Genomic DNA, 22201 nt, shown 5'->3' on the forward strand with positions numbered 1-22201 from the left:
GCGCGGGCCGTGCCGGCCGCCGCCCCGGCGGCCGCACCCATCGCGGGCGCGGCCCCGCGTACCAGCAACCGGGGCCCGGCCGCCGCCCATCCCACCAGAGCGACGGCCGGACGTGACAGCACTCCCAGAACCATCGCGCGCCCTCAGTCGGTCGTGCGGTCGGGCTGTTCCTGCGCGTCGCTCCGCCCCGTGAGGGACTCGGCCGGACCGGGAGCACCGGGGTCCGGTGCCGTCGGTCCGGGAACATCGGCGCCCGGGGCCGGCGCGGCGGGGGCCGCCTCGGCGCCCGGGTGCGGGGAGATGGGCCCGGCGGCATCGGGGACCGGGGCGGTTCCCGTGGGTGCCGACTCAGCGCCCGGAGGGGTGGGTGTCCCTCCCAGCGGTGCCGTCACCTCGGTGACGGGCGGCGGTACGGCCCCGCCGGCCGTCGGTTCCGTGCCGACGGGCGTGCTCATCGCCTCCTCCACCGCGGGTGCGCCGTCCTCGGCGCTCACCGCGTCCCCGCTGCTTGGCTGTTTCGGCCGTGGCTGCGTCAGCCAGGCTACTGCCGCACCGGTGACGGCGACGGGCCACTCCACGACGCCCGCGACGCCCAGTACGCCCGCGCCCGCGTACACCGCCATCCGCCGTCCGCGCGGCGACACCGCTCCGACCTTGTCCAGTGCCCCCTCGGTCGCCCTGCTCACCATTCCCGCGCCGGGCACCTTCCGCAACACGGACGCCGCGTTACGCAGCGGCTCCGGGAGGGTGGCCGACGACGACTGTCGCTCCTGCCGAGCCATGACTGTCCTCGATCCGTATGACGTCGCTTGCCGAAACACGTCGGGTTCCCACTCACAGCCTGGTCACCCGGTCGAAGTAAGCGCAATTCGGGCATGGCGCCCGAAGTCGGGCACTTCGCCCGCTGCGTCGCGGGCGGGCGTCAACCCGTCGTACGGGCCGTCCCGTTGAGCGTGAAGCGGGACTTCAGCAGCACGCGCGCGTGCGTGCGCGTCGCCACGCGCCTCCGGGCGTCCTGGCCGCCCACGGACTCACGTCAGTCATGATCACGACAGACAGAGCGGGTCCGGCGAGCGCTGCCACCCGGCCCACCGCCAACGCAGCCAGGCCGTCACCGCCCCCATCTCGGTCTCCGGCACCAAGGACTACGGGATGAAGCGCCTGGTACGGCGCGGCGGCACCAGCGACGTCCGCGCGGCGCTTCGTACGGTCGCCGTGTCATCGGGTGACGGCTCCGGTGACCTCCCGCTGGTACCGCGCGTAGGCGGTGCGCAGGGGCGCGCCCGGCCAGTCGGCGGGGAGCAGTTCGGGAGGCAGTACGGGATCGGCGAGCAGATGGCGTACGACCGCCGCGAAGGCCGTGAAGCGGTCGGCCGGGAGGTCCGCCTCGGCGAGGTGGGCGAGCAGGGCGCGGGCCGTGGCGGCCCAGGCGTCCAAGGGCCACAGGGCGGCGGCCAGTTCGCGCGCGGGGCGGTCGGGCCGAGCGGTGTAGGACTGGGCCACCGGTGCCAGCTCCTCCTCCGGCACGCGGCGGATCAGGTTGGCGGGGCGCAGCCAGACGCCCTCGCGGAGTTCGGCCAGCCGCAGGGCGGTGAGGCGGGCACGCAGGTCGGCGCGTTCGGCGGGGCCGCGGCCCGTCGCCGTGATCACCACCATCTCCCAGTCGCCGTCCCACGCGCGCGTGCGGGCGTCCACCGCCTCGTCCTGGCGGCGCTGGCGGGCCAGGAGCCGGTCGCTGAGCCGGTAGACGGAATTCGTGCGCCGCAGGTCACCGGCGTTCACCATGCGGCTGAGCGCGGCACGCAGCGTGGAGCCGCCGACGCCGAACGGCTCCACCACGCGGACCAGGTCCCTCACCGGAAGCTCCGGCGGATGCGTGCCCAGCAGCAGGCTCAGCACGACCGACCGCGCGGACAGCGGCCGCAGGTCGACCTCGCCGGACGGCTCTGACACGTTCATCCGCATGGGCACGTACTGTACGTGCGCCTCCTTGTTGCAACATTGCTACGGTCGAAGAAAAGGCGCAACATGGCGGCATGGCCTCGACACCCACGCCCGCGCACGCGACCCATGACGTCACCAACCAGCCGCCCCCGCTGACGCCCTACGACGCCGCCCAGGACACCGCCCTGCTCGAGGGACTGCGCCGGGAGGGCGCCGGGTGGGCCGAGGAGAAGATCCGCCGGCTCGGTCTGCGGGCCGGCAGCGCCGAGGCGCAGGAGTGGGCCGAACTGGCCAACGTGCACGAACCGGTGCTGCGCACGCACGACCGGTACGGCAACCGGATCGACGAGGTCGAGTTCCACCCGAGCTGGCACCACCTGATGCGGGCCGCCGTAGCGGAGGGGCTGGCGGGCGCGCCCTGGGCGGACGACCGCCCCGGCGCCCACGTCGTGCGCACGGCGGGCGGACTGGTGTGGGGGCACACCGAGGCCGGGCACGGCTGTCCGACGTCGATGACGTACGCGGCCGTCCCCGCCCTGCGTGCCCAACCGGAACTGGCCAAGATCTACGAACCCCTTCTGACCGGCAGGGAGTACGACCCGGAGCTGCGGGTCCCGACGGAGAAGCCCGGTCTGCTCGCCGGCATGGGAATGACCGAGAAGCAGGGCGGCTCGGACGTGCGGACGAACACCACCGTGGCGACCCCGACCGCCGAGCCCGGCGTGTACACCCTGCGCGGGCACAAGTGGTTCACCTCGGCCCCGATGTGCGACGTGTTCCTGGTGCTGGCGCAGGCTCCGGAGGGGCTCTCCTGCTTCCTGGTGCCGCGGATCCTGCCGGACGGCAGCCGCAACACCTTCCGCATCCAGCGCCTGAAGGACAAGCTGGGCAACCGCTCCAACGCCTCCTCCGAGCCGGAGTTCGACGGAACCGTGGCCTGGCTGGTCGGACCCGAGGGCCGGGGCGTGAAGACGATCATCGAGATGGTCAACTGCACCCGCCTGGACTGCGTGATGATGTCGGCCACGCTGATGCGCAGGACGCTGGTCGAGGCGGGCCACCATGTGCGCCACCGCAGCGCGTTCGGGGCGCGGCTGATCGACCAGCCGCTGATGCGCAACGTGCTGGCCGACCTGGCGCTGGAGTCCGAGGCCGCCACGACGCTCACCCTGCGGCTGGCGGGGGCCGCCGACCGGGCGGTCCGCGGCGACGCGGGCGAGGCGGCCTTCCGGCGGATCGCGACGGCCGTCGGCAAGTACTGGGTCACCAAGCGGGGCCCGGCCTTCACCGCGGAGGCCCTGGAATGTCTGGGCGGCAACGGCTACGTCGAGGAGTCCGGCATGCCCCGCCACTACCGCGAGGCACCCCTGCTGTCGATCTGGGAGGGCTCGGGGAACGTCAACGCCCTGGACGTGCTGCGGGCGCTCAGGCGCGAACCCGCCACCGCACACGCCCTGTTCGACGAACTCGCCCTGGCGCGCGGCGCGGACGCCCGGCTGGACGCGGCCGTGGTCCGGCTGGAGGGCCTGCTGGCCGCCGGGTCCGAGGCCGGTGCGCGCCGGCTGGTGGAGCTGATGGCCCTGGCCCTGCAGGCCTCCCTGCTGGTCCGGCACGCCCCGCCCGCCGTCGCCGACGCCTTCTGCGCGACCCGGCTGGGCGGCGACTGGGGCCACTCCTTCGGCACCCTGCCCGACGGCGCCGGCGTGGACACGATCCTGGAGCGCGCACTGCCCGCCGACGGCTGACACCGAGCCCCGGGCAGCGTCACCCCCCGATTCCAGTGCGTTGTCAGTGGCGTGGTGCACACTCGCGATCAGTTGGCACCGCGCCTGGGGAGGACGACGTGTTCACGGGGATCGACGAGGTCGACTGGGCCTCGCTGCGGCATGCGTACGGCAGCGCGGAGGACGTGCCCCAACTGCTGAGGGGGCTGGCCTCGGCGGACCCGGCCGAGCGGGAGATCGCGCTCGACGGGATGTACGGCGCGGTGCACCACCAGGGGGACGTCTACGACTCGACCCTGGCCTGCATCCCCTTCCTGTTCACCCTGGTCGGGAGCAGGGCGGTGGAGGAGCGGGGCGGCGTCGTGGAACTCCTGGTCAGCATCGGGCAGGACGGCGAGGACCGGGAGGGCGCCTCCGACACCTACGCGATGGCGTGCACCGCGGTCCGTGCCGGAGCCGAGGTCTTCTCCCGGCTGACGGGGGATCCGGACCCCGAGGTGCGGCGGGCGGCGGCCGGCGCGCTGGTGCGGTTTCTCGACGAACCGGCGCGCGTGCTCGGCCTGTTGCGGCAGCGGATCACGGTCGAGCGGGACGACCGGGTCCTGCTCGCCCTCACCGAGAGCCTCGGCGTCCTCGCCCGCCGCCACCCGGGGTACGCCGCCGAGGCGGTGGATCTGCTGACGGCCCGGAGCGCGCCGCCGTTCGGCCCGGCACTGCGGCTCGCCGCGCTCGGCCAGCTCGCGGGCTGCGCGCCCGAGCGGCTGCCGGCCGACCTGGTGACCACGGTCGTACGGCTGTTGCGGGACCGGTCGGAGCGGCCGCCGGGCCGGCCACAGGAGCCCGACCGGCCCGAGACCGACACGCTCGTCGGCCATCTGCGGCGACTGCGGCCCTCGGACGAGGAGGGCTCCCAACTGCTGCGGACCCTGCACTCCGCGCTCGACGACCGGGTGAGCGACCGGATCGCCCTGCTGGTGGGGCAGTTGGACAGTCCGGCGTCGACGGACCGGGTCAACGCCGTGTGGATGTCGCCGGGGCTGATGCGGGAGTGGCGTGCGGACTACCGGGAACCGGTGGCGCTGATCGGCGCCCAACTGGCGGCACCGCAGGACCGGTTGCGGGAGCCCGCACTGGCCCTCCTGGAAGGCCTCTTCGAACTCGCCGCTCCCGCCGCCGATCACCTGGCCGCGCTGGTGGACTCCCGTCCGGACCTGTGGGTACGCCAGTGGGAGCGCGGGGCGCCGACACTGGGCGACCCGGTCAAGGCCCTGGCCAGAAGCGGCGACGCGCGCGCCGTTCCGGTGCTGGGAGAGGTGTTGGAGGGGCGGGTGGTACCGAACGACCTGGGCCATGTCATCACCCATCTCGGACCGGCCGCGACCCCGCTCGCCCCGGCCCTGCGACGCAGGCTCGGCGAGATCCCGCTGGACTCCCCGGAGACGTACGACCGGGCGGCACCCCTGCTTTCCGCGCTCGCGGCCCTCGCCGACGCGGAGTCCGTGCCCGAGGTGCTGCGGCTGTTGCTGGGGGTCCCTGACGGGCTGCGGCTGCGGGAGTCGGTGGTGGAGTCGGCGGTACGGGCCCTGGAGTCCTTCGGCGCGGGCTCGTGCGCGGCGGCACCGGCGCTGCGGGGCTTGCTGGACACCGGGTCCGCGGTCGCCGCGGTCGCCGCGGCCGGCGCGCTGTGGTCGGTGGAGGGGGACGCGGCTGCTGTACTGCCGGTCCTGGTGCGGGAGCTGACGAGCGGTGGGGGGCAGGGCAGACGGGCGGCGGAACCACTGGGGCGCCTGGGAGCGGCGGCCCGTACCGCGCTGCCCGAGCTGATCCGTATGACCGGATCCCACGAACTGTGGGAGCGGATGGCGGCCGCGTGCGCGGTGTGGCGCATCAGCCGGGACCCGGAGCCTGCGGTCCCCGTCCTGCGGGCCGCCTGGGCCCAGAACCCGCACACGCGCGTCCCGATAGCCACGTGCGTCGCCGAGCTGGGCCCCGAGGGCGCCCTCCTCCACGACCTGCTGTGCACGGAACTGACCGCGAGGCGACGGCACCAGGCCGCATTGGGCGGGTACGGCAGCCATGACATCCACGCCGACGAACAGCTGCTGCGGGTTTGTCGCGAGGCGGTGGGTGGGGTGTAGGGGGCGCAGGGCAGGGCGGCGAGCGTCCACCGCGGCGAGAGCGATCCGCCGGCCGCCCTGCCCTGCGCCGCTCCATCATTCATGGCACTCGCCCACTACGGGCACTCGCCGCGGAGCTCCGGCTTCAGCGTGCCTCTCGTCGCCCCGTCACCGTGTCTTGCGCCCCCACAGCGGGCCGAAGCGGGACCACTCGGTGTCCCACTGGGCCATGCGGCGGCGTTCCAGGCGGCCGCACAGGACTCGGCCCCCCACGAAGGGGGCCGCTGCCGCGCTGATGCCGACCAGGACGCCGATCAGGGATGCCCGCAGATGGGCCTGGGAGGCGGTGGCCGGCTTGGTGACCAGGTGGCCTTGGCGGTCCGACCAGATCGGGACCGTGGAGCCGGCCGGGCTGCCGGGATGGACCCGGACCTGCCCGGTGTGGCCGGAGCCGTCCGGCGCGGTCCAGCGGACCGTGCCCCAGACCTGGTCGCCGCTGGCCGTCCCGGTGCCGGTGGCCGCCTTCCCGGGTGCCTTCTGGGTGAGCCGCGCCTCGATCTGGCGCCACTCCACCCGCTCACGGGCCAGCCCGTGCTCGACGGACTGGGTCGCCGCCAGACCGGCCAGTACCCCGGCGACCACGGTCACCAGCCAGGCACCCAGCACGACCCAGGCCTCCACCGTGTCGGCGCGACGCTTGAGCGGGTTGCGCCGCCAGCGCCACAGCCACACCTTCGGACCACGGAACGCCATCGAAGGCATCCTCCTCATGAGCACAACGATCCCCGACCTCCCTCCCATACGGGCGAAGGTCCCCTGATGCTCAGGGCGACTCCCCCTGTCTCGACGGTCGCACGAGTACCCCGCTCACGCAGGCCTGTTCGTGAAAGCGGCCACAAGATCCCGCAGCCCGTCCCGCCGTCGCCGTCTGACCTGCGACGACACGGTTTGGGAGGTGACTGTCAGTGGTGGGGTGCAGACTGGCCGGTGTCTGGGACAGAGACGTCGCGGAGGTGATCGGCATGACCGAGGTACTGCTCGCCGTGGGCACACGAAAAGGCCTGTTCATCGGGCGCAGGCGCGGGGACGAGTGGGAGTTCGACGAGAGTCCGTACTTCAACGCGCAAGCTGTCTACTCGGTGGCCATCGACACCCGGGGAGACCGCCCGCGCCTGCTGGCCGGGGGCGACAGCTCGCACTGGGGGCCCTCGGTCTTCCACTCCGACGACCTGGGCCGCACCTGGACCGAACCGTCGCAGCCGGCCGTGAAGTTCCCCAAGGACACGGGCGCCTCGCTGGAGCGGGTGTGGCAGCTGCATCCGGCCGCCGCGGAGGACGACGTGGTGTACGCGGGTACCGAGCCGGCCGCGCTGTACCGCTCGGAGGACCGCGGGGAGACCTTCGAGCTGATCCGTCCGCTGTGGGAGCACCCCACCCGGTCGAAGTGGGTGCCCGGCGGCGGCGGTGAGGGCCTGCACACCGTCCTCACCGACCGGCGCGACCCGCGGTCGGTGACGGTCGCGGTCTCCACCGCCGGGGTGTTCAGGACCACGGACGGCGGCGCGAGCTGGACGCCCGCCAACTCCGGGGTCTCCGCGGTGTTCCTGCCGGATCCGAACCCGGAGTTCGGACAGTGCGTGCACAAGGTCGCCCGCGACGCGGCCAACCCGGACCGGCTGTATCTGCAGAACCACTGGGGCGTGTACCGAAGCGACGACGCGGGCGGCCAGTGGACCGACATCGGCGAGGGACTGCCGTCCACCTTCGGCTTCGCGGCGGCCACCCATCCGCGGCGCGGTGACACGGCGTACCTGTTCCCGATCAACGCCGACGCGGACCGGGTGCCGGCCGGTCGCCGGTGCCGGGTCTTCCGCACGCAGGACGCGGGCAAGTCCTGGGAGCCGCTGTCGGCGGGGCTGCCTCAGGAGGACCACTACGGCACGGTGCTGCGGGACGCGATGTGCACGGACGACGCCGACCCGGCGGGCGTGTACTTCGGCAACCGCAACGGCGAGGTGTTCGCCTCGGCCGACGACGGCGACAGCTGGCGGCAGTTGGCCTCGCACCTGCCGGACGTCCTGTGTGTGCGGGCCGCGGTGGTCGGATGAGCCGTCAGGGGGGACCGGTGGGCCTTGGCCACCGGTTGATCTCCGCTGCCCGTACGGCAGTAGGGTGACGCGCGTGGCACCACGACCGTTGCATGAAATCGTCGAAGCGGGCTGGGCGCAGGCCCTGGAACCCGTCGCCGGGCGGATCGCCGACATGGGGGACTTCCTCAGGGCGGAGATCGCCGCGGGACGCACCTATCTCCCGGCCGGCCCGAATGTCCTCAGGGCCTTTCAACAGCCCTTCGACGACGTACGGGTCCTGATCGTCGGTCAGGACCCGTATCCGACACCCGGGCACGCGGTGGGGCTGTCGTTCTCGGTGGCTCCCGATGTGCGTCCACTGCCGGGCAGCCTCATCAACATCTTCCGGGAGCTGAACACCGACCTGGGCCTGTCCCAGCCCTCCACCGGTGATCTGACGCCGTGGACGCAGCAGGGGGTGCTGCTGCTCAACAGGGCGTTGACGACGGCGCCGCGCAAGCCGGGTGCGCATCGCGGCAAGGGCTGGGAGGAGGTCACCGAGCAGGCGATACGCGCCCTCGCCGGGCGCGGCAAGCCGCTGGTGTCGATCCTGTGGGGGCGCGACGCGCGCAACCTGCGCCCGCTGCTCGGCAACCTGCCGTCGGTGGAGTCCGCCCACCCTTCCCCCATGTCCGCCGACCGCGGCTTCTTCGGCTCCCGTCCCTTCAGCCGCGCCAACGACCTGCTGGTCGGCATGGGCGGCCAACCGGTGGACTGGCGTCTGCCGTGACCGGCAGGCGCGCCGACGAAGAGGGTTCGGCCGGTGTGCTCGCGGTCGACTCGGGGGGCTCCGGACTGCGAGCAGTCGTGGGGACGACGCAGGGGTCCGTTCTCGGGCAGCGTGAGTCGGCGGGGCCGGTGCGGACCGGGGCGCGGGGGATCGACGCCGGGCACTTCATGGAGCGACTGGTGCCTCTCGTGCGGGCGTTGCTCGCCGACAGTGGGGTCTCCGAGGTGCGGGCGGCCGCTGTCGGGGCCGCCGGGCTCGCCACCCTCGGTGACGATCTGCGTGCCGGGCTTCCGGCGGCGCTGCGCGCGGAGTTCGGTGTTCCGGCCGTCGCTCTCGCCGCCGACGCGGTCACCGCGTACACCGGTGCGCTCGGGACGCGGCCCGGTGCCGTGATCGCCGGCGGCACGGGACTCATCGCCGTCGGCACGGATCTCCGGCGCTGGCGGCGCGCGGACGGCTGGGGGCATCTGCTGGGCGACTGCGGCAGCGGCGCCTGGATCGGCCGGGCCGGGCTGGAGGCCGCCCTGCGCGCCCACGACGGACGGCCCGGCGGATCGGCGGAACTGCTGGCCCGTGCCGAGGAGTTGTTCGGCCCGGCGTCCGGAATCCCCGGGCACCTTTACCCCCGTACGGACCGGCCCGCCGCCCTCGCCTCCTTCGCACCCCAGGTCGGCGCCTGCGCCGGGAGCGACGCCGTGGCCGCGGACATCCTGCGCGCGGCGGCCCGGCACATGGCCGAGTCCGCGGCGGCCGTGTGCCCGGCCGAGGGCGAGCCGCACGTCGCCGTCACCGGGGGCCTGTTCAACCTGGGCACCCCCCTCCTCGTACCGCTGGAGGAGGAGTTGACGCGGGCGCTGCCGAACGCCCGGCGGGTGGCGGCGGCCGGCGACCCGTTGAGCGGCGCCCTGCGCATCGCCGCCGACCTGGCCGCGGACACGCTCACCCTGCCGGGTGACGCGGCGATGTTGTCCGTGGTGACCGCAAAGGGGGACTGATCCCAAGGCTCCGCAATGCGCCCGGTTCGCACGGCGATCACCGGCGATTCCGGCGTAACTCATCAGACAAAACAGGACGGATACCGCTCACCTGCACCCTCCCCGAACGGGAGAGCCCAAGAAGCCAGTAACATGCGTCGCCATGAGCTCCCCCACTGGACCCGCGTCCGGCCTGCCAGTACGAATGCCGCGACCTCGCCAGCCCGGGCGGCACCGCCGACCCGAGCCGCTGGCGGCTCCCGAGGGCGCGCCCGCGCTCGTCCTCGCGGTGCCGGGTACTCCCGGCACCGCGACGCGCGGCCTCGCCGAGGAGGTCGTGAGCATCGCCCGCTCCGAGCTCCCCGGTCTGGACGCGCGCATCGCGTACCTGGACGGGGACGACACGGGGTTCCCGACGCTTCAGGGTGCGCTGGCGCACGCCGCCGAGGAGCGCACGGCCCGCTATGAGCAGGCCAAGGCCGCCGGCCTGGACATCAAGGAGCCCGACGGCCCGGTGGCGGTCGTGGTGCCGCTGCTGGCCGGTCCCGACGGCGCGCTGCTGCGCCGGATCCGCCAGGCCGTGATGGAGAGCCGTGTCGCGGCCGACCTGACGGATGTGCTGGGTCCGCACCCGCTGCTGGCCGAGGCGCTGCACGTGCGACTGTCGGAGGCGGGCCTGGCCCGCGCCGACCGCGCCCGGCTGTTCACCGTGGCGACCGCGGCGGACGGCATCATCCTGGCTTCCGTGGGCGGTGACGAGGCCGTGCAGGCGGCCGGGATCACCGGCATGCTGCTCGCCGCGCGCCTCGCCGTGCCGGTGATGGCGGCGGCCCTTGACCAGGACGGTTCGATCGCCTCCGTGGCCGAGCAGCTGCGTTCCTCGGGCTCGCAGCAGCTGGCGCTGGCGCCGTACCTGATAGGGCCGGAGATCGACCCCGGTCTGATCGAGGAGGCGGCCAAGGAGGCGGGCTGCGCCGCCGCCGAGGCGCTGGGCCCCTACCCGGCCATCGGCAAGCTGGCGCTGGCCAAGTACACGACCGCCCTGGGCATCGCCCCCCAGCAGCCGCAGGGGGCGCCGGTCCGCTGACCCGTACGGCACGAGGCGACACTTCCGAAGGGCCCGCTCCGCAGTCCGGAGCCGGGCCCTTCGGCGTTGGTGTCCGCGTGGCTCAGTCGAGGACGACGCAGGACGCGGCCGGCACCTCGATCGAGCCCTCGTAGCGGGGCAGACCGGTGTCCGGGTCGACGGCGAACCAGGTCACGTCGCCGGAGCGCTCGTTCGCCGCGTAGAGGAAGCCCTCCGACTCGGTGAGGGCGCGGGGCCATTGACCGCCGCAGGGGACCGTGCCGATCAGCCGCAGCTCCTCGCCCTCGACGGCGAAGGTGGACAGGACGTCCTCGCCGCGGGTGGCGATCCACACGAAGCGGCCGTCGGGCGATGCGACGATCCCCGAGGGGTAGGCGTCGCCGGCCGGGGCGGCGGGCAGTACCTGGGTCTCGGTCAGCGGTTTGAGGGTGCCGTCCTCGGCGTCCCAGTGGCAGGCGGTGACGGTGGGGGTGAGCTCGTTGACGACGTACGCGCGTGTGCCGTCCGGGTGGAAGGCCAGGTGGCGGGGCCCGGAGCCGGGGCGCAGGGCGATCTCGCGGTGCACGGTGAGCTCGCCGTCCGTCAGGGCGCACACGCGCACCGAGTCGGTGCCGAGGTCGACGCTGACGGCCCAGCGGCCGCTGGGGTCGGGCTGCACCTGGTGGGCGTGCGGGCCCTGCTGGCGGCGGGTGTGGGGACCGGATCCGGTGTGCTGGAGCACCGCGGACGGTGCGTAGGCGAGGGTGCCGTCGGGACGCAGCGGTACGGCGGTGACGCTGCCGGAGCCGTAATTGGCGGTCAGGACGTGCCCGGCGTGGAGGCTGAGGTGAGTGGGGCCCTGCCCGTCGACCGGCACCGGCGCCCCGGCCCGCTCGAGCCGGTCCTCGGCCACCCGGTAGGCGGCCACCGCGCCCTCGCTGGTCTCGCTCACCGCGTACAGGAGCTCCCCGCCGGGCGCCAGAGTCAGATACGACGGGTCGGGTACGCCGTCCACGCTGCTCAGGGCGGTCAGCGCGCCGCCGCTCGCGGCCACGGCCGCCGTCACGATCCCCGGCCCTCCCGCCGCCGTGAACGACCCGATGAAGGCCCTCCGCCGCCGCACGCCGCCATCCGTCACCGCTGTCCCCTCTCGGTTCTGTGCCGCTGGGGGTGACGGTAGCAGTCGATCACCTGCGGTCTAGACCAGAGGGGGGACTGTTGCTGTCGTGCGGGTGAATGGTCAGGCACCGGCCAGAGGGGAACGGGACGGGGTGCGCAGGGGCGCTGCGAGCTCGGCGAGGGCGCGTTCCACACCGTGCAGGTGGGCCAGGGCGCCCGCGGCGGGCGGCTCGGGCGCGAGGGCGACCTGGCGGGTTCCGTCACCGGTGAGGGCCTCGACCGCGGCCTCGACGCGCCAGCAAGCCGCGGCGAGGCGGGCGTCGTGCGAGGCCTCCGGGTCGGCGGCGACCGAGACCAGGCCGCGGATCTCGCGGGCGCAGTCGTCGAGGAGGGCCAGTACCCGGCGGGCGCGTCGCTTGCGGCCGAGCATCGGGTTGAGCGGGTGCACGAGGGGGGCGACGGACAGTCGTACACGACTCAGCAGTTGCTCCAGCTCGGCGACCCTGGAAGCAGGGTCGGCGTCCGGGGCGCCCGCGAGGCGGGACGCGGCCTCCGCCGTACAGGCGTGCACACAACGCAGGGCTCGCTGGATCCAGGCGTCGGTGGTGAGGTGCGTGGTGACCGGGAGGACGAACAGAACGGCGAGGGCGGCGCCCAGCGCGCCGACGCCGGTCTCCGTCAGGCGCAGGGCCAGCAGGCTCGGGGTGAGCACGCCCAGGAGGCCGTAGAGGAGCTCGGCGAGGAGGGTCACGCAGAGCATCATCCAGGTGTACGAGACGGCCGCCGAGTAGAAGATCCCGAAGACGCAGCCGGCGAGAAGGACGGCCGTGGGCAGGCCGGCCCCGTGCACCGGTACGGCGATCAGGACGCCGAGGCCGATGCCGAACACCGTGCCGAGGACCCGGCGGAAGCCTCGGACCAGTGTCTCCCCGCGCGAGGCGGTGTTGACGAAGATCCACCAGGTGGCGCCGACGGCCCAGTACCAGCGCTGCCCGGACACCAGCTGGCCCACGACCAGGGCGAAGCCCGCGCCGGCGGTCGCCTGGACGGCCTGGCGCGTGGTGACGCGGGCGAGGCCGGTGCCGGCCGGTGGGGCGGGCGCGTGCGCCTGGGGCATCCGGTCCTCGTAGCACCACAGGCCGAACCGCACCGCCGCCGCGCTCAGCAGGGACAGGACGACGGCGGCGGACAGCTCGGGCAGCCGCGCGGCGGTGGCGTGCAGGAACTGGGCCACGAAGAAGGTCATGAACGCGAAGACGCCGAGGCTGTGTCCGCGCGGGCCCCAGCGGCGCGCGTACACGCCGGCGCCGACGACCGCGAGGAAGGTGAGGTCGCGGGCCACCGGGTGGTCGTGCAGCTCCGCCGCGGCGGCGAGCACCGGCAGGCCGACGGCGGGCAGCAGCGCGGTGGTGACGGCCTGTCCGCGGACCGTGGCGTCGGCGACGGTGAACAGGGCGAGCAGCGCGGCCAGCCCGCCGGTGACGGCGCCGACGAGGGGCAGCCCGGCCAGCGCGCACACGACGACGGCGAGAGTGATACCGACGACGGCCCGGCCGGCGAACCGCAGCCGGACGCGCCCCGGATCCGGAGCCACGAACACCCGCTTCAGCACTGCTTACCCGCCCCTTTTGAACCACGGCGAACCACGGCATGGAAAAGGCGCCGCGGGGTCCGCAGCGCCATCGACGCGCTCATTGCAGCATCCATGCCGCTCCTGGCTCAAGCGGAGCCGACTATGCTGAGCCATTGGTACAGCCAGAGCGGTTCGGGGGCGGCCACGGGCGAGCCAACGGACCAGGCACGAGGAGAGTCCGCCCCATGGCCGTCGACGAACTGGACACCCGCATCCTGCGACTGCTGCTGGAGCAGCCCCGCACGAGCGTGCGCGAGTACGCCCGCATCCTGGGCGTCGCCCGCGGCACACTGCAGGCCCGCCTCGACCGGCTGGAACGGGACGGCGTGATCACCGGGACCGGCCCGGTGCTCTCCCCCGCGGCCCTCGGCCACCCCGTCCTCGCGTTCGTCCACATCGAGGTCACCCAGGGGCACCTGGACGACGTGGGGGACGCGCTGGCCGCCGTCCCGGAGATCGTCGAGGCCTTCTCCATCACCGGTGGCGGCGATCTGCTGACCCGGGTGGTGGCGCGGGACAACGCCCATCTCGAGGACGTGATCCAGAAGCTGATCAGCCTGCCCGGTGTCGTGCGCACCCGCACCGAGGTCGCCCTGCGCGAGCGCGTTCCGCAGCGGCTGCTGCCGCTGGTCGAGTCGATCGGCCGGTCGGCCCGGACATGACCTTTGCCCTCCCGCACATGACCTTTGCCATGCTGGGCACATGAGCAAGCTCGGCACTCTCTCGGTCATCTTCGATCTCGACGGAACGCTCGTGGACAGCGAGCCGAACTACTACGAAGCGAGCCGCCGGACCCTCGCCGAGCACGGCGTCCCCGGCTTCACCTGGGCCGAGCACGAGCGGTACGTCGGTGTGAGCACGCAGGAGACGGCACAGCTGTGGACGCGGGAGTACGGCCTGACGGCCCGCGCCGACGAACTGCTCGCCGCGACGAACCGCCGCTATCTGCAGCTGGCCCGCACCGCCACGCGCGTGTACCCGGAGATGCGCGAGTTCGTGGAGCTGCTCGCGGCCGAGGCCGTGCCGATGGCCGTGGCCTCGGGTTCGTCACCGGAGGCCATCGAGGCGATCCTCGCGGGCACAGGTTTGGACGCGTATCTGCGTACGGTCGTCTCGGCCGACGAGGTGCCCCACGGAAAGCCCGCGCCGGACGTCTTCCTGGAGGCAGCCCGGCGCCTCGGGGCCTCCCCGGCGGACTGCGTGGTGGTGGAGGACGCGGCACCCGGCGCGGCCGCCGCGCACGCGGCCGGCATGCGTTGCATCGCCGTCCCCTACCTCACCGCGCAGGCAGCCGCCCCACAGTTCGCCACCGCGGACCTGCTCCTGCGCGGCGGCCAGCCGGACTTCACGGCGCGGGCCGCGTACGACTGGCTGGTGCGATCGGCGCGTTGACGGCGGCAACGGCGTCGATGAGCATGATCGGGCCGGTCGATGACGTCCGCTGCCTGGAGGGTTCCATGGGTTCTGCCGCCGTGCTCGTCGCCAACCGCGGGGAGGTCGCCGTCCGCGTGCTGAGGGCAGCGGCGGAGGCCGGGCTGCGTACGGTCGCCGTGTACGAGGAGGGCGACGACGCCCACGCCCGGCTCGCCGGCGAATCCGTACCGGTGAGCGGTTACCTGGACGGCGACGCCCTGCTCGCCGCCGCCCGGAGCACCGGCTGCGACTATCTCCACCCCGGTTACGGCTTCCTGAGCGAGGACGCGGAGTTCGCGCGCCGCTGCGCGGAGGCGGGGATCGTGTTCGTGGGCCCCTCGCCGGAGGTGCTGGCGCTGTTCGGGGAGAAGACGCGGGCCCGGGAGCTGGCCGTCGAGGTGGGGATTCCGGTACTGGCCGGGGCCGACGGGCCGGACGGGGCACGGGAGTTGCTGGCGGACGGGCCCGTGATGGTGAAGGCCGCGGGCGGGGGCGGCGGTCGCGGAATGCGGGTCGTGCGGCGGGCAGAGGAGCTGGACGAGGCATGGGAGCGGTGCCGTTCGGAGGCGCAACAGGGCTTCGGGCGGGATGCGTTGTACGCCGAGCGGCTGCTGGAGGGGGCGCGGCACATCGAGGTGCAGGTCGTCGGGGACGCCACGGGCGCGGTCACACACCTCTGGGACCGGGACTGCAGCGCTCAGCGCCGCCACCAGAAGCTGATCGAGATCGCGCCCGCCCCCGGACTCCCGGACGCCGTGAGGGAGAACATCCTCGACCGCGCGCTGCGGCTGGCCCGTGCCGCCCGCTGTTCCAGCCTGGTCACCTTCGAGTTCCTGCTGCGGGGCGTGGAGTTCTGGTTCATCGAGGCCAATCCTCGGCTGCAGGTGGAGCACACGGTCACCGAGGAGGTCACCGGAGTCGACCTGGTGGAGGTGCAGTTGCGGGTGGCGGCCGGAGCCACGCTCGGGGAGCTGGGGCTCGCCCAGCCGCCCGCTCGTCCGCGCGGGTTCGCCGTGCAGGCACGGGTCTACGGCGAAGGGGCGGGGCGGATCACCCGCTTCGACGTGCCGACCGGGCCGGGCGTCCGCGTCGACACCGCGATCCGTGCCGGTGCCGAAGTGGGCCTGCGTTACGACCCGTTGCTCGCGAAGGTGATCGCCCACGTCCCGCACGGCGGTGTCGAGGCGGCGGGTGCGCGGGCGCGGCGGGCGTTGGGCGAGTTCGGCGTGGAGGGGGTGCGGACGGGGATTCCGTTGCTGCGGGAGCTGCTGGTACGGCCACGCTTCTGGGCGCACACGGGCGTGGTCGGCGAGGTGGCGGGGACGGTCGTCCGCCCCGAAGTCCCCTCCGGGGAGGGTGCGATCGTCGCACCGCTGAGCGGGACCGTCGTCTCCGTGGACGTCTCCCCCGGTGAACCGGTGCGTCCTGGACAGCAGTTGCTGGTGCTTGAGGCGATGAAGATGGAGCAGGTGGTGCGCGCGCCCGGCTCCGGCGTGGTGCGGGCGCTGCACGCGCGCGTGGGGGAAACCGTCGGCGAGGGCTCCCCGCTGGTCAGGCTGGACGAGGTGAGCGGCGCGGACGCGGGCGCAGCCGCCGAGGAACGGGCCGATCCCGACGCCGTGCGTCCCGATCTCGCCGAGATGATCGAGCGGCACGCCGTCGGGCTGGACGAGAACCGGCCGGAGGCGGTCGCCGGGCGGCATGCGCTCGGCCGACGGACCGCCCGGGAGAACATCGAGGACCTCTGCGACCCGGGCACCTTCACCGAGTTCGGCGCCCTCGCGATCGCCGCCCAGCGCCGCCGCCGTTCCCTGGAGGACCTGATCCGCTCGACGCCGGCCGACGGCATGGTCACCGGCACCGGGCGCGTGGACGGCCGGCCGTGCGTGGTGATGTCGTACGACTACACCGTGCTGGCCGGCACCCAGGGGCTGCAGAACCACCGCAAGACCGACCGGATGCTCGAGCTCGCCGAGGAACGAGGGCTGCCCGTCGTGCTGTTCGCGGAGGGCGGTGGGGGCCGACCCGGGGACACGGACACCACGTCGGTGGCGGGGCTCGACGTGACCACCTTCCAGCGGATGGGGCGCCTGAGCGGCACAGTGCCCCTGGTCGGCATCGTCTCGGGGCGGTGCTTCGCGGGCAACGCGGCGCTGCTGGGCTGCTGTGACGTGGTGATCGCCACGCCGGACGCGACGATCGGGATGGGCGGGCCCGCGATGATCGAGGGCGGTGGGCTCGGGGTGTTCCGGCCGGAGGAGGTGGGGCCGCTGTCGGTGCAGGTGCCGAACGGGGTCGTGGACGTGGTGGCGGCGGACGAGCCGGAGGCCGTGCGAGTGGCGCGCCGGTATCTGTCGTACTTCCAGGACCGGCAAGGCAGTTGGGAGGAGCCGGACCAGCGACTGCTGCGGCATGTCGTACCGGAGAACCGGCGCCGGGCCTACGACATACGGGCGGCGGTCACGGGGCTCGCGGACACCGGCTCGGTGCTGGAGCTGCGGCCGGGGTTCGGAGTCGGGGTGCTGACCTGCCTGGTGCGGATCGAGGGGCGGCCGTTGGGGTTGCTGGCCAGCAACCCGGCGCATCTGGGCGGGGCGATCGACCGGGACGCGGCGGACAAGGCGGCGCGGTTCCTGCAGTTGTGCGACGCGTTCGGGCTGCCGGTGGTCTCACTCTGCGACACCCCCGGTTTCATGGTCGGCCCGGACGCCGAACGGACCGCGACCGTACGGCACTTCGCGCGGCTGTTCGTGACGGGGGCCAATCTGCGGGTGCCGTTGGTGAGCCTGGTGCTGCGCAAGGCGTACGGGCTGGGGGCGATGGCCATGATGGGCGGCTCCACGCGGGCGCCGCTGGCCACCGCCGCCTGGCCGAGCGGGGAGTTCGGCGGGATGGGTCTGGAGGGAGCCGTCCGGCTCGGTTACCGCAAGGAGCTGGCGGCGATCGAGGACCCGGCCGAGCGTGTCCGCGCCTTCGAGGAGCGGGTCGCCGAGCTGTACGAACGCGGGAAGGCGGTCAACGCGGCGGCCGCGCTGGAGATCGACGCGGTCATCGACCCGGCCGGGTCGCGTGGATGGATCCTGGCGGCGCTGGAGCGGTGCCCCGTCCCCCGCCCGGGGCACCGTCCGTTCATCGACACCTGGTGAACACGGTCACCAGGATGGTGCGGACATCGTCAGCTGAGCCGGATGTTCTGATTGAGGCGGAAGACGTTGTCCGGGTCGACGGCGGCCTTGACCCGGGCCAGCCGGTCGTAGTTGCCGCGGTAACTGGCGCGGACACGCTCCTGGCCCTCGTCCATCATCATGTTCACGTAGGCGCCGCCCGCCGAGTACGGGTGCAGGGCGTCGGAGTAGTCGACCGCCCAGCGCTTGATCAGCTCGGCGTTGGCGGGGTCGGGGTCGACGCCCGCGTAGACGGTGGACCAGCGGGCGTTCCGGTAGCCCCAGGGCGTCTCGTCGGGGCCGACGTCGTGGGCGGCGCCGTCGATCGGGTAGAGATGCATCGTCGACTGGACCGTCGGCACCTCGGCACCGAACTTGGCGTGGAGTTCGACGGCCTCGTCCGGGATCTCCTCGACGAAGTCGGCACGCCAGTACCACTGGTGGCCGGGCGGGTAGAGCCCGTCGAACATGGACTGCAGATCGGGGTGCGGCATCGGTCCGACGGCGTGCAGCAGCGGCTCCGGCAGCGCGTCGAGCAGCGGGGCCATCGCACGGGCGGCGGCCTCGGGGTCCCCGCTGGTGTGGCACCACACGACACCGGCGGTCTTGCGCAGCTGGATCTCCTCGGGGAACGGCGGGGCCGGCGGGACGGTGCCGTACAGGAAGAAGGCGTTCACCTCGCGGGGCGCGTTCGGGAGGAAGTCCCGGTAGGCGGTGAGGACGTCGGCGCTGATCTCGACCGGCCAGAAGGTCGGCCCCGCCACGACCGTGCTGATCTCGTGCAGCCGGAAGAGGAAGGACGTGACGACACCGAAGTTGCCGCCGCCTCCGCGGATCGCCCAGAACAGGTCGGTGTTCTCCTCGGCGCTCGCGCGCACCTGGCGCCCGTCGGCCAGGACGACGTCGGCCGAGAGGAGGTTGTCGATGGTCAGCCCGCACTTGCGGGTGAGGTGGCCGAGCCCCCCGCCGGTGGCGATGCCGCCGACGCCGGTGGTGGAGACGATGCCGCTCGGGGTGGCCAGGCCGTAGGCGTTGGTCGCGCGGTCCACCTCGCCCCAGACGCAGCCGCCGCCGACGCGGACGGTGCGGGCCTCGGGGTCGACGTGGATCTCCTTCAGGGGCGAGAGGTCGGCGACCACTCCCCCGTCGACGGTGCCCATCCCGGCACCGTGGTGGCCGCCGCCGCGGACGGCGAGCGGCAGGTCGTGGGCGCGGGCGAAGCCGATCACGCGGGCCACGGCGTCGGCGTCGGCGCAGCGGGCGACGAGCGCGGGGCGGCGGTCGATCATCGCGTTGTAGACGGTACGGGCCTCTTCGTAGCCGGCGTCGTCGGGGCCGATCAGCTCGCCGGTGAAGTCGGTCAGTTCCCGTCGTGCCGCCTGCGCGGTTGTGCTGGACATACGGTTTCCCCCGTTTGTCGTGAGTCGGGCCGTTGTGCACGTTCTACTCGGGTAGCGCGGGCGGGGGCATCCGTGGCCATCACCTAGCTCGGGCGTTCGGATACCTAGGTTTCGCGCACCTGCGTTTCGCGTACCTACGTGTCCCGCTCGGGGAGGAGCCCGAGCTCCGCGGCGCGTACGGCGGCGTGGCGCCGGGTGGGCGCGTCCAGCTTCTCCAGGACGGCGCGTACGTGGTTGTCGACGGTACGGACGGACACGACGAGCCGGTCGGCGATCTCGGCGTTCGTCAGGCCCTCGGCAAGCAGGCGCATGACCTGGAGCTGCCGTTCGGTCAGGCCGGCGGGGTTGCCGCGGGTCGCGGCGAGGGGGCCGCGCGGGATGCGCCGTACGCCGAGTCGGCGGAGTTCGGAGCGGACGCGGCGGGCCAGCGGTTCGGCGCCCAGGGCGTCGAGTTCGGCAAGGGCGACGAGCTTGTCCGCGGGGTGCGGGCTCTCGGCGACCGCGGCGGCGTGCTCGTAGGGGCAGCCCGCCTCCTGCCAGCGTGCGGCGGCCTCGCGCCAGTGGCCGCGGGCCTGGAGGGCGTACGGGTGGTCGCAGTCCGCCAGGTCGACCGGCTGCCCAACCCTGCTGAGCCAGTAGCCGAGTTCGGCCCGGTAGGGGATGCCGGCCAGGTCGCGGGCCTGCGCGTACACCGGGGCCACGGCCTCGATCAGGGCCGCGTCGTCGCCGCGCAGCCAGGCCGCCTCGGCCAGCGCGGCGGCGACCGGTCCGGTGCGCTGCAGTTCCCGGGTCCGTACGGCGATCTCCTGGGCCTCGGCGAGGAGTTCGGCGGCGCCCGGGTGGCCGCGACGGGTGCGGACGCGGGCCAGGACGGTCAGCGCGGGGCAACGGGCGGGCAGGAAGTCGTGGATGCCGAACTCGGCGTGCCGTTCGGCGTCCTCCCAGTCGGCGGCGGCCAGTCGCCGGATCGCCAGCTCGACGTGGAGGTAGGTGAGGAAGCCGAGGTGTTCGGCCCGGTCGGCGAGGTCCATGGCCGGGGGCAGATAGCGGTCCGCCTCGCTGTACTGGAGGCTGTCGAGCAGGGTCCAGATGATGTTGGCGTAGGAGCGGCAGGCGTGCTCGACCTCGCCGGCGGCCAGGGCGACCTCCAGGCTCTCCTCCAGCTGCTTGCGTCCGTCGGGGTCGCCGCCCCGCCAGCGGGCCGTCCCCAGGTTGTTCAGGGCGTGCGCGAGAATCGCCTGGTCCTCCGTCTTGCGGGCCAGGACGATGGCCCGCTCGGCGTGGTCGACGGCCTCCGGGTAGCGGTCGGACAGCATGCGCAGCTGGGCGATGTTGCTGACGGCGAGGGCCAGCAGCCGGTCGTCGCCCGCGTGCTCCAGGACGGTGACGGCCTCGCGGGCGGCGTCCTGCGCCTCGTCGGCGTCCCCGGCCCACCAGTGGATACGGGACAGCCAGCGCAGGTCGGCGCCGAGGGCGAGGATGTCGCCGAGCGAGCGGCGCAGCGCCACCGCCTCCCGTTGGGCGGTGACGGCGGCGGCCGAGTCGGCGATGGTGTAGCTCTCGATCGCGTAGCGTTCCAGCAGGTCGGCGAGGTCGGCCGGGCCGTGGCGCCGGCGCCGGCGCAGGACCAGCCGCAGCTGGGCGGCGGCCTCGCGGTGGGCGCCGGCGGAGGCCGCGTCGCGTGCCGCGTCGGGGCCGTAGCGGGCGATGGCGTCCTCGTCGCCGGCCTGGGCGGCGTGGTGCACGATCCGGGCGGCGTCGGATCCGGGGCGGGCGACCAGGGCCGCGAGGACGGTGCGGTTGAGGTCGATACGGCGGGCGGTGGGCACGGAGTCGGCGACCGCGCGGCGGATCAGCTCGTGGCGGAACGCCACCCGTTCCGGTGTCACCGCGAGCAGCCCGCGCTGCTCGGCCTCGGCGAGTACGGTCACCCCGTCGGCCAACAGGGCGTCCACCAGGGGCCGTTCGACCGCCGAGGGGACCACGGCGAGCTGCTCCAGCGCGTCCACGGTGGCGGCGTCCAGGCCCCGCATCCGGGCGAGCACGGCGTCCACGACCGTCGGCGGCACGCCTCCGGTGCCGCCCGCCGCGACGACCTCGGCGACGAAGAAGGGGTTTCCGGAGGTCACCTCGTACACCTGGGCCGCGTCCAGCTCGGCGGTCGCGCTGAGCGTGCGGACCGCGTCGAGGGACAGCCGGGCCAGGGGCAGCCGGTGCACCCGGGGCGCGCGGGAGACCTGCCCGAGGAGATGGCGCAGGGGGTGGCCGCGGCCCAGCTCGTCGTCGCGGTAGGTGAGGACGAGCAGCGCGGGGAGCCGTTCCATGCGCCGGACCAGGAAGCGCAGGGCGTCCAGGGACGCCTCGTCGGCCCAGTGCACGTCCTCGACGACCAGTACGGCGGGATGCGGAGTCACGGCAAGCTCGGCGCGCAGGGCCTCGTAGACGCGGGGACGATCGCCGCCCTCGGTGACGGCGCGGGCCAGCTCGGCACCGACGCTGCCGACGAGGTCACGGAACGGGCCAAGGGGTCGGCGGGTGGCGAGGTCGTCGCACTGGCCGACCAGGACCCGCGCCTCCTCGGGCAACCGTTCCGGAAGTGCTCTGACCAGGCTGGACTTGCCGATGCCGGCCTCGCCGAAGACGAGCGCCACCGAGCCGGCACCGTCCGCCGCCTGACATGCGGCCTCGGCCAGCCGCGTCAGCTCGGCCTCACGCTCGAGGATCCCCCGGTCCACCCGGTCGATTCTGCCACCGACCGCCGATGACGGTACGACTCTCGGGCGGGGGC

General features: G+C 73.9%; 16 protein-coding genes. 9 read left to right on the plus strand and 7 right to left on the minus strand.

Annotation, left to right across the window (positions count from 1 at the left end; genetic code table 11):
* Positions 1-143: 143 nt before the first annotated feature.
* Together ABZ453_RS03690 and ABZ453_RS03695 are read right to left on the minus strand one after the other, a co-directional pair.
* Positions 144-782, minus strand: a complete 639-nt coding sequence (locus tag ABZ453_RS03690; RefSeq protein ID WP_359011190.1) for a hypothetical protein — start codon at positions 780-782, stop codon at positions 144-146.
* 436 nt (positions 783-1218) lie between these two features.
* Positions 1219-1965, minus strand: a complete 747-nt coding sequence (locus tag ABZ453_RS03695; protein WP_359011192.1) for a PaaX family transcriptional regulator C-terminal domain-containing protein — start codon at positions 1963-1965, stop codon at positions 1219-1221.
* 71 nt (positions 1966-2036) lie between these two features.
* Here ABZ453_RS03695 and ABZ453_RS03700 point away from each other — a divergent pair, with 71 nt between their 5' ends.
* Entirely contained in the window at positions 2037-3689 is a 1653-nt protein-coding gene (locus ABZ453_RS03700) for a DNA alkylation response protein (RefSeq protein ID WP_359011194.1), read from the plus strand.
* A gap of 98 nt (positions 3690-3787) precedes the next feature.
* The gene (locus ABZ453_RS03705; RefSeq protein ID WP_359011196.1) at positions 3788-5806 is read left to right on the plus strand and encodes a HEAT repeat domain-containing protein; all 2019 of its coding nucleotides are present in this window, start codon (positions 3788-3790) and stop codon (positions 5804-5806) included.
* Positions 5807-5953: 147 nt separating this feature from the next.
* Here the strand turns inward: ABZ453_RS03705 and ABZ453_RS03710 are convergent, their stop codons facing one another.
* A complete protein-coding gene (locus ABZ453_RS03710; protein WP_359011198.1) occupies positions 5954-6538 on the minus strand; it encodes a hypothetical protein in 585 nt (194 codons plus the stop codon).
* Between the two features lie 269 nt (positions 6539-6807).
* Between ABZ453_RS03710 and ABZ453_RS03715 the strand changes: the two genes are divergently transcribed.
* The 4 genes from ABZ453_RS03715 to ABZ453_RS03730 all read left to right on the plus strand — a co-directional run bounded on the left by ABZ453_RS03715 (position 6808) and on the right by ABZ453_RS03730 (position 10705).
* Positions 6808-7893 carry an exo-alpha-sialidase gene (locus ABZ453_RS03715; RefSeq protein WP_359011200.1) on the plus strand — a complete coding sequence of 362 codons (1086 nt, stop codon included), beginning with the start codon at positions 6808-6810 and terminating at the stop codon, positions 7891-7893.
* 73 nt (positions 7894-7966) lie between these two features.
* Positions 7967-8644, plus strand: a complete 678-nt coding sequence (locus tag ABZ453_RS03720; protein ID WP_133046836.1) for a uracil-DNA glycosylase — start codon at positions 7967-7969, stop codon at positions 8642-8644.
* Positions 8641-9639: a BadF/BadG/BcrA/BcrD ATPase family protein gene (locus ABZ453_RS03725; protein ID WP_359011203.1), complete on the plus strand. Its 999-nt coding sequence runs from the start codon at positions 8641-8643 to the stop codon at positions 9637-9639. Before ABZ453_RS03720 ends, ABZ453_RS03725 begins: the two co-directional genes overlap by 4 nt.
* Before the next feature lie 142 nt (positions 9640-9781).
* The gene (locus tag ABZ453_RS03730) at positions 9782-10705 is read left to right on the plus strand and encodes a hypothetical protein (protein WP_359011205.1); all 924 of its coding nucleotides are present in this window, start codon (positions 9782-9784) and stop codon (positions 10703-10705) included.
* Positions 10706-10787: 82 nt separating this feature from the next.
* On the opposite strand, the gene ABZ453_RS03735 is transcribed toward ABZ453_RS03730, so the two are convergent.
* Positions 10788-11822, minus strand: coding sequence for a lactonase family protein (locus tag ABZ453_RS03735; RefSeq protein ID WP_359011207.1), 1035 nt, complete (start codon positions 11820-11822; stop codon positions 10788-10790).
* Between the two features lie 102 nt (positions 11823-11924).
* Positions 11925-13415, minus strand: coding sequence for an FUSC family protein (locus ABZ453_RS03740; protein ID WP_359011209.1), 1491 nt, complete (start codon positions 13413-13415; stop codon positions 11925-11927).
* 206 nt (positions 13416-13621) lie between these two features.
* On the opposite strand from ABZ453_RS03740, the gene ABZ453_RS03745 reads away from it, so the two are divergent.
* From ABZ453_RS03745 to ABZ453_RS03755, 3 genes are all read left to right on the plus strand, one after another.
* Entirely contained in the window at positions 13622-14098 is a 477-nt protein-coding gene (locus ABZ453_RS03745) for an Lrp/AsnC family transcriptional regulator (protein WP_133046841.1), read from the plus strand.
* Positions 14099-14138: 40 nt separating this feature from the next.
* The gene (locus tag ABZ453_RS03750; protein ID WP_359011211.1) at positions 14139-14828 is read left to right on the plus strand and encodes an HAD family phosphatase; all 690 of its coding nucleotides are present in this window, start codon (positions 14139-14141) and stop codon (positions 14826-14828) included.
* A 65-nt stretch (positions 14829-14893) separates the two neighbouring features.
* Positions 14894-17995 carry a carboxyl transferase domain-containing protein gene (locus ABZ453_RS03755; protein WP_359011213.1) on the plus strand — a complete coding sequence of 1034 codons (3102 nt, stop codon included), beginning with the start codon at positions 14894-14896 and terminating at the stop codon, positions 17993-17995.
* Positions 17996-18024: 29 nt separating this feature from the next.
* Here ABZ453_RS03755 and ABZ453_RS03760 read toward each other — a convergent pair whose 3' ends face one another.
* Both ABZ453_RS03760 and ABZ453_RS03765 read right to left on the minus strand, forming a co-directional pair.
* Positions 18025-19413, minus strand: a complete 1389-nt coding sequence (locus tag ABZ453_RS03760) for an FAD-binding oxidoreductase (protein WP_359011214.1) — start codon at positions 19411-19413, stop codon at positions 18025-18027.
* Between the two features lie 134 nt (positions 19414-19547).
* Positions 19548-22148, minus strand: a complete 2601-nt coding sequence (locus ABZ453_RS03765; RefSeq protein ID WP_359011216.1) for an AAA family ATPase — start codon at positions 22146-22148, stop codon at positions 19548-19550.
* Positions 22149-22201 lie beyond the last annotated feature (53 nt).

It is taken from the genome of Streptomyces sp. NPDC005799, assembly GCF_040630525.1.
Classification (GTDB): Bacteria; Actinomycetota; Actinomycetes; order Streptomycetales; family Streptomycetaceae; genus Streptomyces; species Streptomyces griseorubiginosus_B.